General features: G+C 39.7%; 12 protein-coding genes. 3 read left to right on the top strand and 9 right to left on the bottom strand.

Going from position 1 to position 13,902, the window contains the following annotated elements:
- The 5 genes from ACNKXV_RS11330 to ACNKXV_RS11310 all read right to left on the bottom strand — a co-directional run.
- Positions 1-1,233 (bottom strand): M48 family metallopeptidase (locus tag ACNKXV_RS11330; RefSeq protein WP_417907847.1); only part of this gene is annotated, 1,233 nt, incomplete at its 3' end.
- Between the two features lie 11 nt (positions 1,234-1,244).
- The gene (locus ACNKXV_RS11325) at positions 1,245-2,060 is read right to left on the bottom strand and encodes a TrmH family RNA methyltransferase (RefSeq protein WP_417907846.1); all 816 of its coding nucleotides are present in this window, start codon (positions 2,058-2,060) and stop codon (positions 1,245-1,247) included.
- A 118-nt stretch (positions 2,061-2,178) separates the two neighbouring features.
- A complete protein-coding gene (locus ACNKXV_RS11320; RefSeq protein WP_417907845.1) occupies positions 2,179-3,492 on the bottom strand; it encodes an amidohydrolase family protein in 1,314 nt (437 codons plus the stop codon).
- 11 nt (positions 3,493-3,503) lie between these two features.
- The gene (locus ACNKXV_RS11315) at positions 3,504-6,482 is read right to left on the bottom strand and encodes an amidohydrolase family protein (RefSeq protein WP_417907844.1); all 2,979 of its coding nucleotides are present in this window, start codon (positions 6,480-6,482) and stop codon (positions 3,504-3,506) included.
- 85 nt (positions 6,483-6,567) lie between these two features.
- The gene (locus tag ACNKXV_RS11310) at positions 6,568-7,641 is read right to left on the bottom strand and encodes a DUF3810 domain-containing protein (protein WP_417907843.1); all 1,074 of its coding nucleotides are present in this window, start codon (positions 7,639-7,641) and stop codon (positions 6,568-6,570) included.
- Between the two features lie 88 nt (positions 7,642-7,729).
- Between ACNKXV_RS11310 and ACNKXV_RS11305 the strand changes: the two genes are divergently transcribed.
- Entirely contained in the window at positions 7,730-9,187 is a 1,458-nt protein-coding gene (locus tag ACNKXV_RS11305) for an aminoacyl-histidine dipeptidase (RefSeq protein ID WP_417907842.1), read from the top strand.
- 60 nt (positions 9,188-9,247) lie between these two features.
- Here the strand turns inward: ACNKXV_RS11305 and ACNKXV_RS11300 are convergent, their stop codons facing one another.
- The 3 genes from ACNKXV_RS11300 to ACNKXV_RS11290 are packed head-to-tail and all read right to left on the bottom strand — an operon-like array spanning position 9,248 to position 11,954.
- Positions 9,248-10,375 carry a peptidylprolyl isomerase gene (locus ACNKXV_RS11300; RefSeq protein ID WP_417907841.1) on the bottom strand — a complete coding sequence of 376 codons (1,128 nt, stop codon included), beginning with the start codon at positions 10,373-10,375 and terminating at the stop codon, positions 9,248-9,250.
- Positions 10,375-10,941 carry a gliding motility-associated peptidyl-prolyl isomerase GldI gene (gldI, locus tag ACNKXV_RS11295; RefSeq protein ID WP_417907840.1) on the bottom strand — a complete coding sequence of 189 codons (567 nt, stop codon included), beginning with the start codon at positions 10,939-10,941 and terminating at the stop codon, positions 10,375-10,377. The genes ACNKXV_RS11300 and gldI overlap by 1 nt, the downstream gene beginning before the upstream one ends.
- The gene (locus ACNKXV_RS11290) at positions 10,938-11,954 is read right to left on the bottom strand and encodes a DHH family phosphoesterase (RefSeq protein ID WP_417907839.1); all 1,017 of its coding nucleotides are present in this window, start codon (positions 11,952-11,954) and stop codon (positions 10,938-10,940) included. The genes gldI and ACNKXV_RS11290 overlap by 4 nt, the downstream gene beginning before the upstream one ends.
- 77 nt (positions 11,955-12,031) lie before the next feature.
- Between ACNKXV_RS11290 and ACNKXV_RS11285 the strand changes: the two genes are divergently transcribed.
- Positions 12,032-13,045, top strand: coding sequence for an alkaline phosphatase D family protein (locus ACNKXV_RS11285; protein ID WP_417907838.1), 1,014 nt, complete (start codon positions 12,032-12,034; stop codon positions 13,043-13,045).
- A 75-nt stretch (positions 13,046-13,120) separates the two neighbouring features.
- The gene (locus ACNKXV_RS11280) at positions 13,121-13,540 is read left to right on the top strand and encodes a nucleoside-diphosphate kinase (protein ID WP_417907837.1); all 420 of its coding nucleotides are present in this window, start codon (positions 13,121-13,123) and stop codon (positions 13,538-13,540) included.
- Positions 13,541-13,634: 94 nt separating this feature from the next.
- Here ACNKXV_RS11280 and ACNKXV_RS11275 read toward each other — a convergent pair.
- Positions 13,635-13,902 (bottom strand): DciA family protein (locus tag ACNKXV_RS11275; RefSeq protein ID WP_417907836.1); only part of this gene is annotated, 268 nt, incomplete at its 5' end.

Genomic DNA, 13,902 nt, shown 5'->3' with positions numbered 1-13,902 from the left:
ACCAGACTTCAAATTGCGGTATCGCTGGAGTAAACTTGGATGAGAGTAATGTACAAAAATATAGGCTTTATGAGGCGTTAAATTGCTAAGGGTATTTTTAGATAATTTCTTCAAACTGCTAATAAGATAATCCCCATCGTAGGTGCTTTTGGCATAATTATCTGCCTGATATTCGAACTTCCGGGAAATATAATTCATGATTAATCCTGTAATTTCAGAGATTGGACAATAAAGAATCCCAAAAGCAACCAGGCCTATATGGAAACTTGGTTCGTTCACACCAAGCGCCTGAGATAATAATGGATTGCCTACGAAAAGTGAAAGCAACCATAAGGTAAAACCGGTGGTGGCGATAGAAACAAGGAGGTTTACAATTATATGTTTCTTTTTATAATGCCCGACTTCATGAGCCAATACCGCAACGATCTCTTCTTCTTCAAGGTCATTGATAAGTGTATCATAAAGCGTTATACGTTTCTCACTTCCAAATCCGCTAAAATAAGCGTTGGCCTTTGTGCTTCTTTTGGAACCATCGATCACAAAAATATTATCCAGAGTAAAGCCAACACTTCCCGCATACTGTTCGATCTTAGAGCGTAAACTTCCTGCTTCCAGTGGCGTTTGCTTGTTGAATAGTGGGACTATAAGTTTAGCATAGAACATATTCATAAAAACAGAGAATACGGCTATCAGGATCCAGGCATACCACCAGAAACTGTCCCCGGCAAACTGATAGAACCAAACAATTAAAGCCAGAATTCCTCCACCTAAAATTATGGTCATAGCCATACTTTTTAATTTATCCAGCACGAAAATTTTTGGAGTGGTTTTATTGAAGCCATACTTTTCTTCAATTACAAAAGTGCTGTACCAGGAAAACGGGGTCATAAGCAGATCGCTACCCAGCATGATGATCCCGAAAAATATAAGCGCGATCACAATATTATTATCTGAAATGCTTCGGGCGATCCCGTCTACATAGGCAAAGCCATCAAAAACCAGAAAAGCCAAAGTGAGCAGTACAGAAAAAGTGGAAGTGATCATTCCGAATCTAAAGCGCTCTTTTTTGTAACGCTGAGATTTTTTGTATTCCTCCGGCTCATAAACATCTGAAAGTTCAGACGGAATAGGATCATTAAAATGACGGGCATTTAAAGTGTCAAGGATCTTATCTGCAATAAAATCAATTATAAGTATGCCTAAAATGATATAAAATAGGGTGTCTGCTGTCAAAAGAAATAAATTTATAAGGAGTTAATGATGCGTTGTCTCTTTGCTTCAAAAATCAATATTCCGGCTGTTACAGAAACATTCATGGAATCTATCTCTCCATGCATGGGAATAATGATATTCTGCGTAGAATTTATAAGCCAGTCATCGCTTAGACCGGTAGCTTCAGTTCCCACCACGATAGCCGAAGCCTCTTTATAATCAATTTTATGATAGGGAGCAGAGGCCTGTAAGGCCGCGGCGTAAATATTGATGTTCTTTTCTTTAAGGAATTCAATAATTTCCTGAGTGCTTCCGGTGGCGATACGATTGGTGAAAACACAACCCACGCTACTACGAATGATATTAGGATTAAAAAGATCGGTTTTTGGATTGGCTATTATTACGGCGTCTACCGCTGCCGCGTCGGCAGTTCGTAAAAGTGCTCCAATATTTCCCGGTTTTTCAGGAGCTTCAGCAATAAGAATCAAAGGATTATCAGAAATTATCTGTAAGTCATCCAGATTATGGTCGCGGGTTCTAAACACTCCAATCAAGCCTTCAGTACTTCCTCTGTAAGCTAATTTTTGATAAACTTCTTCAGTGATTTCAGTTAGAGAAGCTGTCTCCTCTCCTTTAGTTTTCGCAATTTCCAGTACTTCCTGAAAGTCTATAAGTCCGGGAACAAAATAGAGGTGGAGGGGTTGAAAATTACCTTTTATTGCCAGGCTGATTTCCCGCTGGCCTTCAATAATAAAAGCGTTCTCTTTTCGCCGGTTACGCGATTTTTCCTGTAGCTGCATAAGCCACTTTACTTCCTTATTCTGGGTACTGGTAATCTGTTTTAACATGGCCGTAAAAGTACGGAGTTAATAGGCATAAAAAAAGTTGTCTAAAAAGTGGGGTTATCTTTTTTATAAAAAGAATAACTCAAACCTTTTAGACAACTCTGTAATAAAACCGGGTAGCTTATTTGCTTTCCTGAGCTTTATATTTGTTGGAATATCTTTTCCATAATTCTGTTTGATGAGTTTCCAGGCTAATTTCCCTTCCGTCAATAAACGCATGAGAAAGAATATTGGTTCTCATATCCAGGGCATCACCTTCAGAAATGAACAGAGTGGCCGATTTTCCTTCTTCAAGGGTTCCGTAGTTCTTGTCAATCCCAAGGATCTTCGCATTATTGGAAGTGATAAGTTTGAGGGCGTCTTCCTTGTCCATTCCAAATGCTGCCACAGTTCCCGCATAGAAAGGCAGGTTTCGGGTATTCATTCTTTCCATTTGTCCGCTGCTTTCCAAACCAACCAGAACTCCTTCATCATGAAGTAATTTTGCCAGTTTATAAGGCTTGTCGTAATCTTCATACGCATTATTCGGAGTGCTGTGAGGTCTGTTTACCAATACCGGAATGTTATTGGCTTTCAACTCTTTAGCCGCGTCCAGAGCGTCATAACCTCCTACGATCACGATATTTTTTAGCTCAAGCCTGATTTTGAATTCAATTAGGTCAAGGATCTCTTTTTCTCCATCTACATGAACATATACCTTTTTGCTTCCTTTGAACACTTCTTCCATAGCAAGGTATGGAAGGTTTTTAAGTTCTCTTGATCCGTTTAGGTAGGCTTTAGAAGCCGCAAAGAAATCTGATAATTTCTGGATATCTTCTTCATATTCCTTGTTTGGTTTTAAGCCCGGATCTTCTCCGCGCCACCATCTGCCTCGTTTAAATGAATCGGGCCAGTTAATGTGCAGGCCATCATCTACTTTAACCGCGGCATCTTCCCAGTTCCAGGCATCGAATTGCACTATAGATGAGGTTCCCGAAACCATTCCTCCACGGGGGACGATCTGTCCAAGAAGCACTCCGTTAGGGCGCATGGATTCTACAATTTTACTTTCGGCATTATAAGCGATCAAACTGCGGATATTTGGAAGAATCTCTCCCATTTCATCTTCATCATCTGTAGCCTTTACGGCAGCTATCTCCACAAGTCCAAGGGTGGTATTAGGTGCAATGAATCCGGGGTACACGTGTTTACCTTCGGCATTGATTACCTTCCCCGGATATTGCCTTTTGGTAAGGTTGGCTTCGATAAGCTCTGTGATCTTCCCATTTTCAATGATGATCAAACTATTTTTGATCACTTTTCCATTACCTACATGTGCAGTTGCCCCAACAATGGTAATGGGTTGGGATTGTGCAGGGGCAGGGGTTTGCTGGGCTGTGCTGTTGCCGGCGATTACCAGGAACAGCATCATTATATATAAATTTATCTTACTCATTTTTGTCATTTTTATTTTACTTCTTCCAGAAGGTCACAGTGAACTCTTTGCTTTTCTTTGATCTTAACGGGCTGTGTTTTCAAGCCGTTATTTTTTTCCTTCAGCATTTGAGTGATCAATTCATTACGTTCTTTCGTGATTTCTTCTCTCAGCTTTTCATCTCTTGCCTTATCAAAATAGGTTACCCCTTCAATAATGGTTTGTTCCGGAATGGCATAAACAGAAAGTGGATGCTCGTTCCAAAGCACAAGATCGGCTTGTTTACCGGGTTTTATACTTCCAACCAAATGGTCTATATGAAGCAATTTCGCCGGATTGATAGTCACCATTTTCCAGGCATCTTCTTCACTCATTCCGCCGTATTTTACACTTTTTGCGGCTTCCTGGTTCAAACGTCTGCTCATTTCTGAATCGTCACTATTAATAGCCACGGTAATTCCCACATTGTGCATGATGGATGCATTATAAGGGATAGCATCGTTAACTTCATATTTATACGCCCACCAGTCAGAAAAAGTGGAAGCGCCAACTCCGTGTTCTTTCATTTTGTCGGCAACCTTGTATCCTTCCAGGATATGGGTGAAAGTGTTGATGTTGAATCCAAATTCTTCCGCAACTTTCATCAACATATTGATCTCGCTCTGGATATAAGAATGAGAACTTACAAATCTCTTCCCGTTTAATATCTCTACAAGGGTTTCCATTTCCAGGTCTTTTCTAAAAGTGTCTCCACCTTTTTTCTTCTGAAGCTCATATTCTTTAGCCTGACTGAAGTAATCTGTGAAAACCTGTTCAACACCCATTCTTGTTTGAGGAAAACGGTTTCCGCTCCAGTTGGATTGTTTTACATTTTCACCAAGTGCAAATTTTATGAAAGGAGCAGCCCCTTGAAAGATCATCTCATCTGCCGGTACGCCCCATTTAAGCTTCAGGATCGCTGATCTTCCGCCAATTGGATTTGCTGAACCGTGTAAAAGCTGAATAGTTGTTACTCCTCCTGCCAGATTGCGGTAGATGTTGATATCTGTAGGATCCACAACATCTTCCATAGTAACTTCGGCAGAAGAATTATGTCCTGCTTCGTTAATATCTGAAGCTGCGATATGTGAATGTTCATCAACTATCCCGGCAGTAAGGTGTTTGCCTGTAGCATCTACAACTTTGGCTCCACCTGCCTTAAGATCTTTTCCTATTTCGGCGATCTTACCATTTTTGATGAGTACATCGGTATTCGTTAAAACGCCGGCTTCTTCACTGGTCCAAACCGTGGCATTTTTAAAAAGAATATTTTCCTGTTTTGGTCTGGTTTTGAAACCATAAGCCACATTTGGATATGTAACCGGGATCACCTGGTGAACCGAGTCTTCTTTCTTTTTCGAATCTTTTTTATCCTCCTCTTTTTTATCGGATGCAGCAATTTTGCTGGCTTTAAAAGAAGTCTCTTTTCCATTGGAAAGGATGGCTTTACCGTTAATTGTTTCCGTGCTTACCGGTACATTTGCCACCAGTCTTATATATTCTGTTTTGGTGGTATCTGGTGAGGAAAGCAACAGATTCATCCAGTTGTTATCAAAACTAAGTTTAGAGCCAATCTTTGTTTCTTTCAGCTTTACTTCAGCTTTTGGTTTAGTTTGTTCACCCGAAATGCTTAAATCATAAGTAGTTCCATTAACAGTTAGTTCATAATCTCCATTAATATCCGTCACATCCATACTGTTAAGCACTTTCTTTTTACCCTGAATCCAGTTCTCAAAGATTGTAGTTTCTTTATCAAAATAATCTCCGGAAGTAATAATGAAGTTTGCCCAGGCTCCTTCTTTGATCACTCCAATTTTTCCAGTTTGACCAATGGTCTTTGCCGGAGTGGTAGTAAGTGCGGCGAGTGCTGCTTCTTTACTTAAGCCGAATTCGATTGCCTTACTAAGATTTGATCTAAAATCTTTTTCCAGATCTACAGAATTTGACGTTATGGTAAATGGAACATGGGCTTTCTCTAGCATGCTTAGGTTAGCCGGAGCCTGATTCCATTCCCTCATTTCTTCCAGACTTAGTTTTCTGGTTAAAAAAGGATCTTCCACATCAAAAGCTTCAGGGAATTTGATTGGGACAATAAAGGTTGCGTTGGAAGCTTTTACCTTATCCAGCCTTTGATATTCCTTACCACTACCAACAATTACGTATTGGATTCCAAATTCGTCTCCAACTTTATCTGCTCTAAATTCATTTAGTAGATTGTCCGTAACAAATATCTGAGTAAGATTCTTATTCCTGTTCAAAGCTTCCAGGGCAAGATCTTTGTTCTTTGCATTTCCTTTAGCGTACCAGTCGGCATCAAGATATACCTGCCTTAATAAAGCTGTGGTTCCCATTATGGAAGTAGGATAAGATTGTCTGGAAAGCGCACTTTTATCAAAAGAAAGGTATTGTGCAGAGCGCTCCTCGAGAATTCGATCACCCTGACTAACTTCCGGCGTAAGTGCTACCAGCATTCCGTTACCGCGAATAATTCCATCCGGAACATGGGTGTTTACCACTCCAAAACCGGCTTTATAATACTTTTCAGCTTCCTTCGAATCGAATGTGAATTGGGAAACAGCATCGGTCTCCGGTCTAATATGATCATTCCAGTAGTAACCTTCACGACCTGCGTCATATTGAGGGCCATTACCTCCTTCAGGACGCTTCGGTTTATCTATCCCAAAATGCGTGTACAGGTCGATAAAAGAGGGATATACCTCTTTCCCCTTAAGATCTACCACGATACTGTTTTTGGGAATGTTTAGAGATTTACCTACTGCCGTGATCTTACCTTCTTTTATTGCGAACATCCCGTTTTCAATGACCGTTTTTGGGTCTACATGAATCCGGGCATTCTTAAAGACGGTGTAATTGGTGTTCCGGGTTTTCACCCCATCATTTTTTGGGAAATATTCCTGTGCATAGGTTGAAATGCTGAGGAATAATCCCAGGATCAATAATTTAAATTTCATGGAAAGTTGGTGGTTTTTAATAAAATAGATTGCTCAAAAATTTAAGAGCCTTAAAGTAATAAAAAATGGAATATCCTCTCTTAGATTAAAGGATATTTCCCTGCTTATCGAAGTAATTAACAAGTAAGGCTACCACATAGCTATAACTTTTCATTCCGTCTGCCTGATTATTGGCGATAAGGTAACTGTTATAGGTAGCAGCGAAAAGGGGTTCCAGAGGATTTTGATGTGCTTTCCAGAAATCTTCCACCTCCCGGTAATTTTTCAGGATTCCGGGATTTATTGTTTTAAGCAATTCTTCGCCCTTTTCCTTATCTCTGCGGAAGAGTTCGCTTAAACAGTAACTCAAGGCAAACGTATAGCCACTGTATCTAAAATGGGTATTTGGATGGTTCATCGTTACGAGGCAGGCTATAAAATTTGCTTCATTCTCCATAGCAAAACCAAGCTGATGTCCAATTTCATGACTGGCCGTGGTTGGTAATTTAAAGGGAACGGTTACAGTATTTACCTGGGCTTCATTCGTCAATGGATTCAAATAGCCGTTAAAGCCCATATAACTTAAGGGGATACTGTATAATGATCTTTTTAGGGCCGTTCCTTCATATGTCAATTCAGGATAATCCTTTTTAATATTATCATAGCCAACAATGGTAAGGTCAAATAATTCCTTTTTAGAATAATTATATTCGATTTTTACTGAATCATTTTCGGCTAAAGATCTATGGATCTCATTAGACCCGGCAATTAGCCTTTCGGTAAGGGAAATCAGTTTTTCAGTAGTATATTCATTTTCGATTTCCAGGGTTTTGTGCAAGGGTAATCTGTAATAATTAAAACCCCAGAACAGGTGAAAACAGAAATATATTAGGGAAAGGGTAGCTAAACCATCCGGGATCCAGATTTTTGGACTGCGAAATCTGCTGGAAAATCTACGCCAGATCCAGATAAGCAATGAAATTACAAATGCTGCATATAGTAAATCTCCCAAAGAAAAGGGGAGGAGACCCAAACTGCTCCTCATTATACTTGAAATAAAAGGATAAATGAGATTAGAGTAATATTCTTCTACCAGCAAAGACCTATGTGGTAGCAGTTTTAATCCCAGAATTTGAACCGGAAGCAAGGCTGCGAGCAGGAGTACAGATTTTCTCTTCACGGTTTAAAAATACAAATATTAGGGAAGCATCAAATTTTAGAAATCCCTAAAATCGAATACCTTTGTGAAGATACCAAAAATAAGATCTATGAATGAAGAAATAAGAGCACTGGAACCTAAAGAATTATGGAATAGGTTCGCCGATTTGAATGCAGTTCCCCGCCCTTCGAAAAAAGAAGAACGGGTAATAGAATTCATTAAAAACTTCGGGAATAACTTAAACCTGAGAACAGAAGTTGATTCTGTAGGTAACGTTGTGATCTATAAACCTGCTACCAGCGGAATGGAAAACAGGAAAAAAGTTGTTTTGCAGGCCCATTTGGATATGGTTCACCAAAAAAACAATGATACCAGTTTCGATTTTGATAATGACGGGATAGACATGTATGTTGATGGGGACTGGGTACGCGCCAAAGGAACAACTCTGGGAGCAGACAATGGACTGGGAGTGGCTACTATGATGGCTATCCTTGAAAGTAATGATATTGAGCATCCTGCTATTGAAGCCTTGTTTACCATAGATGAAGAAACAGGTATGACCGGTGCTAAAGGTCTAAGTCCGGATCTTCTTGAGGGTGATATCCTTTTGAATCTTGATACCGAAGAAGATGACGAAATAGGAATAGGTTGTGCCGGTGGAGTTGATATTACAGCAACCCGTTCGTACGACGAAGAAAAAACACCTGAATCCTACCATGGTTTTTCACTAAAAGTCAAAGGTTTAATGGGAGGTCACTCCGGAATGGATATTATCAAAGGTCTGGGTAACGCCAATAAACTGATGAACCGTCTTCTTGTGAATTCAGAAGAATTTAAGCTGAGGGTTTCAAGTATAAACGGCGGTGGGCTTAGAAATGCTATTCCTCGTGAGAGTGAAGCTATTATCGCAATCCCTGAAACTGAAGTGGAAAGCTTTAAAGCTGAGCTTGATAAAAGAATTGCTGCTCTTAAAACCGAATATGCTTCTCTGGAGCCTAACATGAAGATCGAGTTAACTTCATCTTCAGCAGCAGAAACTGTAATGGATCTTAAATCTCAAAATCAGTTGATCCTGGCTTTGGCTGCTGCGTATAATGGCGTTTATCGAATGAGCCCGGAGATCGAAGATCTTGTGGAGGCTTCCAATAATGTTGCTAAGGTAAGTGTGGAAAATGGTGAAATCACTATTAAGTGCCTTACCAGAAGTTCGGTAGAGTCAACTAAAGATGATCTTGCTAACGGATTAAAATCTGTTTTTGAGCTGGCAGGGTTTAGTGTAGAACTTTCCGGGGAATATCCTGGTTGGGCTCCTAACAGCGAATCGGCTATACTAAAAACTCTTGATGAGATCTATGAGCGAATCAATGGGGAGAAAGCCAATATCGCCGCCTGTCACGCCGGGTTGGAATGCGGAATTATTGGAAGTCATTATCCTAAAATGGATATGATCTCTTTTGGACCAACAATCAGGGGAGCACACTCTCCAGATGAGCGGGCCAGTATATCCTCTGCGCAGAAATACTGGAAATTTCTGCTGGAAGTTTTAAAGAACATTCCTGAGAATTAGGAACAAAAAAAATCCCCATGCGCGAGCAAGGGGATTTTTTTTACAATATATCTAAAACGCTTATTTAGCGTTTGACATTCCTACGATTTTGATTCTGAAGATCAGATCTGTATTTGGAGGGATTACTCTACCATAACCTCTTTCTCCATATCCTAAATGACTTGGGATAAATACAACCGCTTCATCTCCAACTTTCATTTCCTGAAGTGCTTCTTTAAATCCTGGGATCATTGGAGCATCAGGGCCATATAAAGTCGACATTGGACCATAACCAATGCTGTTCGCACGTTGCTGGTTATAGGCACCCATTTCTCTTGCTACATCTTCTTTACTGGTGTCAAAAAGAGTACCATCGGCAAAATATCCTTCGTAATCTACATCTACTTTTTGCCCGTTCTTTGGCTTTTCACCTTCTCCTTTATTCTTGAAATAGATCTTAAGTCCGCTTTCAAGAGAATCAGCTTTAGGCTTTAGTTGCTCGAATTCCTGAACAACCTTGTCTTTTTGAGCCTGTAGTTTCTTTTCTTCTGCAGCTTTTTCAGCTTCGATAGCAGCAAGTTTTTCTTCCATTACTTTAGGAGCTTCGAAGTTTTTAGCTGCTTTTCCTTTTCTAATGATATTCACCTCGTTCATTACCACATCTTTCTCAGGTCTGTCCTGTGGTCCTGTGGCAACTTTTCCAATGGCGTCAACCACATCCTGTCCCTTTACTACTTTTCCAAAAACAGTATGTCTGCCATCAAGTTGTTCTACCGGTGCCAGAGTGATAAAAAACTGACTTCCATTTGTTCCCGGGCCGGCATTGGCCATAGAAAGAATACCTTTTGAATTGTGACTTAGAGTGTCTGCGAATTCATCTGGGAATTTATATCCCGGGCCACCGCTACCTGTTCCTGTAGGATCACCACCCTGAATCATGAAACCATCAATCACACGGTGAAAAATCAATCCGTCATAATATTTTTTGTCTTTAAATGTGCTATCTGCCATCTTACTGTTTCCTTCAGCAAGGGAAACGAAGTTAGCCACGGTCATAGGGGTTTCTTCAAAATAAAGTTCGGCTATAACCGGCCCCATGGAAGTATTGAATTCGGCATACATACCATCTTCAAGTTCCGGATATTCTTCCTTACAGGAAAATAGGCTTATTGCTACGGTTAATAGTAATAGGATACTTTTTGTTCTCATTATTGGTCTTTGGTTTCGTTATTAGTTTCTTCTTTGATTTCGTGCAACGTGACTTTTGCGCTTATAGGAACGTTGCTTCCTATTTTCTTTTGGTCTCCGTAATACCCAAAGGCTTTGTGAGAAGGAAAAAGAAAAGTGACAGTTTCACCTTCTTTCATCAGCTTTAAGCCTTGTCTCAGTCCTGTAAATAATTTTTCCCGGTCAATGGCATACTCACGGGTAGGTTTCTCGCCTTCCAGATAAATGGGTTCTCCTTCTATGCTGGAAATAGTGTAATCGAAAGTTACAATATCTCCAAATTCAGGGGTCTCTGTATTGGTAGTATCTGTTGATTTTTCGTTATAGTAATACCAGAATCCATCGGCAGAAGAGATATAATCTGTCTCGCTGTTTTTATCCATTACCATCTGGATATATTCTTCTTCCTGCGCGATCATTTCGCGGTTTTTTTCAACCGACTCATCTATATAAGATCCGCTATTCTGTGAAACCGGATATCTGGCTTCAGGAGATTTACATCCTATAGCAAAAAGAAATATTAGTATGGCAAACTGGAAATTTTTCATCTTGAAAGTTGCTCTTTATATTCAGGAAGAATCTTATTAAATCTAACAACGGTATCGTTTAAAGAAATATTGCTTTTTCCTCCCGCCGCATTAATGTGGCCACCGCCTTCAAAATGAGCACGGGCGAATTTATTTACGTCAAAATCTCCTTTAGATCTGAAGGATATTTTAATAAGATCTTCGTTCTCTTTTTCGATGAAAATTACTGCAAAAATTATTCCGTCAAGAGACAGGCCGTAGTTCACAAATCCTTCAGTATCTCCTTTCTGAAACTTATGCCGGTCAAGTTCTTCCTGAGATAAAGTAATGTAGGCCGTTCTTAGTTCCTTGTTTACTCTAAGATTTTGAAGAGCCGTTCCAAGCAGCTGTAGTTTATTTTCTGAATTGGTATCGTAGATGTTGTTATGGATCAGAGCATTTTCGGCTCCTTTATCCATAAGATCTGCAATTACCCTATGCGTTTCACTTGAAGTGGAGCTAAATCTGAAAGAGCCGGTATCGGTCATTATTCCTGTATAAAGACAGGTTGCGATCTCCGGAGTGATCATTTTACTCGCTCTTAATTTATCAATGAACCTGTATACCATTTCACAGGTGGAACTCATTTTGGAATCACTATAAGTATAGTGAGCATAATCTGAAGGTTCCTGATGGTGATCTATCATTACAAAAACCGCATCTGAAGCGATCAATGATTCCTGCATGGAACCGCATCTGGAAAGATGGTTAAAGTCAAGGGTGAAAACTATCTGAGCTTCTGCAATTAATTGATCGGCTTTAGCTTTTTCATTTTCATATACCAGCACTTCCTCGCTTCCGGGAAGCCATTTTAAAAAATTGGGATAATCGTTAGGCGCAATCACCGTGGCGTTATGCCCTTTATTTTTTAAAAAATGCATTAGTCCAAGGGTGGAACCCATGGCATCTCCATCTGGTCCTTTATGAGGTACTATAACAATGTTCTCTGCTTTAGCCAGTTCGGCTGTTATTTCAAGTATTCTGGTGTCTATCATAATCGAGGTTAAATATACAATATATTACAACTTAGGAAATAGTAGAAGCTGTAAATTTACCTGACAAAGATGTGCGTATGCGACCTGTGAAACTATTACTAATAATAGCCTTTTTATTATCCTCTTGTGGAGGAACCTCTATTAAAAAAACTCCCAATCCTGATTTTACGCTTGCCTTTGGTAGCTGTAGTCAGGAAAATAAGCAGCAACCTTTATGGAAGGCAGTTCTTAAGAACGAACCCGATGTTTTTGTTTGGGGTGGCGATAATATTTATGCCGATACAGATAAGCCAATTGTAATGCAGGCGGCCTATGAAGAACAAAAGAATAAACCCGGTTATCAAAAGCTGCTGAATGCCGTTCCTGTTCTGGGAACCTGGGATGACCATGATTATGGACTGAATGATGGTGGGAAAGAATGGCATTTTAAAGAGATCAGTCAGCAGCTGTTTCTGGACTTTTTTGATGTTCCCGTGAATAGTCCCAGAAGGAATAGAAAAGGAGTTTATCATTCTGAAGTATTCGAAACCGAAAAAGGTTCAATAAAGATCATTTTGCTTGATACCAGATATTTTCGTGACCCGCTTGTATTAAGCGCGAACCCTGATAAACGCTATGACCCATCAAAAGGGACGATTTTAGGAGAACAACAATGGGAATGGCTGGAAGATGAGTTACGAAATAGTGAAGCCGATTTTAACGTGATCCTGTCAAGTATTCAAATTCTTTCTGTGGAGCATGGATTTGAAACCTGGGGGAATTTCCCTTCAGAAATCGATAAGTTAACAGATCTGATCCTTTCTTCGGAAGCGAAAAATATAATTCTGTTAAGTGGTGATCGTCATATTTCAGAATTTTCCGCCGTTAAAATCCAGGGTTTAAAGTATCCTTTAACCGAATTTACTTCCAGCGGACTTACTCATGCTTATGAGGATTTTGATGGTGAGCCCAATAGTAACCGAGTAGGAGAGGTGGTAAGTGAGAAAAGTTTCGGGGTCCTAAAATTTAATTTCAAAAAGCAAACTGTCGAAATGGAAATGAGAGGGGAGCAGAACAAATTACAACAGCAACATAAGCTGGAATTTAACTAGATGCATATAAAAGCTTAAAGCTCTTGTATATGGGTAGGAATTAATTATTTTTGCACCAAATTTAAAAACCTTATAATGGCAGGAAATAGAACATTCACCATGATTAAGCCAGATGCAGTAGAGAACGGGCATATTGGTGGAATACTTGAACAGATCACAGCTTCAGGATTTAGAATTGTAGCTTTAAAGCTTACGCAAATGACTCAGAGAGATGCTGAAACTTTTTATGCGATCCATAAAGAGCGTCCATTCTTTGGAGAGTTGGTAGAATTCATGACTCGTGGTCCTATCGTTGCAGCTATTCTTGAGAAAGACAATGCGGTAGAAGATTTCAGAACCCTTATTGGGGCTACAAACCCAGAGGATGCAGCTGAAGGAACTATCAGAAAGAAATATGCAAAAAGTATTGGAGAAAACGCAGTTCACGGAAGTGATAGCGATGAAAATGCACAAATCGAAGGTGCTTTCCATTTTGCAGGAAGAGAAATGTTCTAAGCGAACAAACTCAATAAAAAAAACCGGACTTTAATCAGTCCGGTTTTTTTATGTCTAATTCTTAAATTTCAGCAAAGCCTCTTGTGCAGAGCCATTATCTAAGTACAAGTTTTGAGATGATTTCCTGCCCCATTTCTTCGTTCATGATCCTTACGATCTTTTCCTTTCCATAACTCAATTCTTCTCTAAGTACAGAAGAACTTAATTGTACGTACAGTACATCATTTTTAAGTTTGATCCCGGTAGTATATTTCTTTATGGCCGGTCCCATTTGGCTGTACCACACGTCTTTGATCTTTACCTCGTTAAGACCTTTATCGAGTTTGTTTTCATCAACGAAACTCTTTAGCAGGTCACCGAGT

Source organism: Christiangramia aquimixticola, assembly GCF_048285835.1.
Taxonomy (GTDB): domain Bacteria; phylum Bacteroidota; class Bacteroidia; order Flavobacteriales; family Flavobacteriaceae; genus Christiangramia; species Christiangramia aquimixticola.
Note: the sequence above shows the minus strand (reverse complement) of the source record. Positions and strands in the feature narration are given on the sequence as shown.

Bases quoted from the DNA above. Each gene is read 5' to 3' on its own strand.
- ACNKXV_RS11325 (WP_417907846.1), bottom strand. From the start codon at position 2,060: ATGTTAAAACAGATTACCAGTACCCAGAATAAGGAAGTAAAGTGGCTT.
- ACNKXV_RS11320 (WP_417907845.1), bottom strand. From the start codon at position 3,492: ATGAGTAAGATAAATTTATATATAATGATGCTGTTCCTGGTAATCGCC.
- ACNKXV_RS11315 (WP_417907844.1), bottom strand. From the start codon at position 6,482: ATGAAATTTAAATTATTGATCCTGGGATTATTCCTCAGCATTTCAACC.
- ACNKXV_RS11305 (WP_417907842.1), top strand. From the start codon at position 7,730: ATGAATGAAGAAATAAGAGCACTGGAACCTAAAGAATTATGGAATAGG.
- ACNKXV_RS11300 (WP_417907841.1), bottom strand. From the start codon at position 10,375: ATGAGAACAAAAAGTATCCTATTACTATTAACCGTAGCAATAAGCCTA.
- gldI (WP_417907840.1), bottom strand. From the start codon at position 10,941: ATGAAAAATTTCCAGTTTGCCATACTAATATTTCTTTTTGCTATAGGA.
- ACNKXV_RS11290 (WP_417907839.1), bottom strand. From the start codon at position 11,954: ATGATAGACACCAGAATACTTGAAATAACAGCCGAACTGGCTAAAGCA.
- ACNKXV_RS11285 (WP_417907838.1), top strand. From the start codon at position 12,032: ATGCGACCTGTGAAACTATTACTAATAATAGCCTTTTTATTATCCTCT.
- ACNKXV_RS11280 (WP_417907837.1), top strand. From the start codon at position 13,121: ATGGCAGGAAATAGAACATTCACCATGATTAAGCCAGATGCAGTAGAG.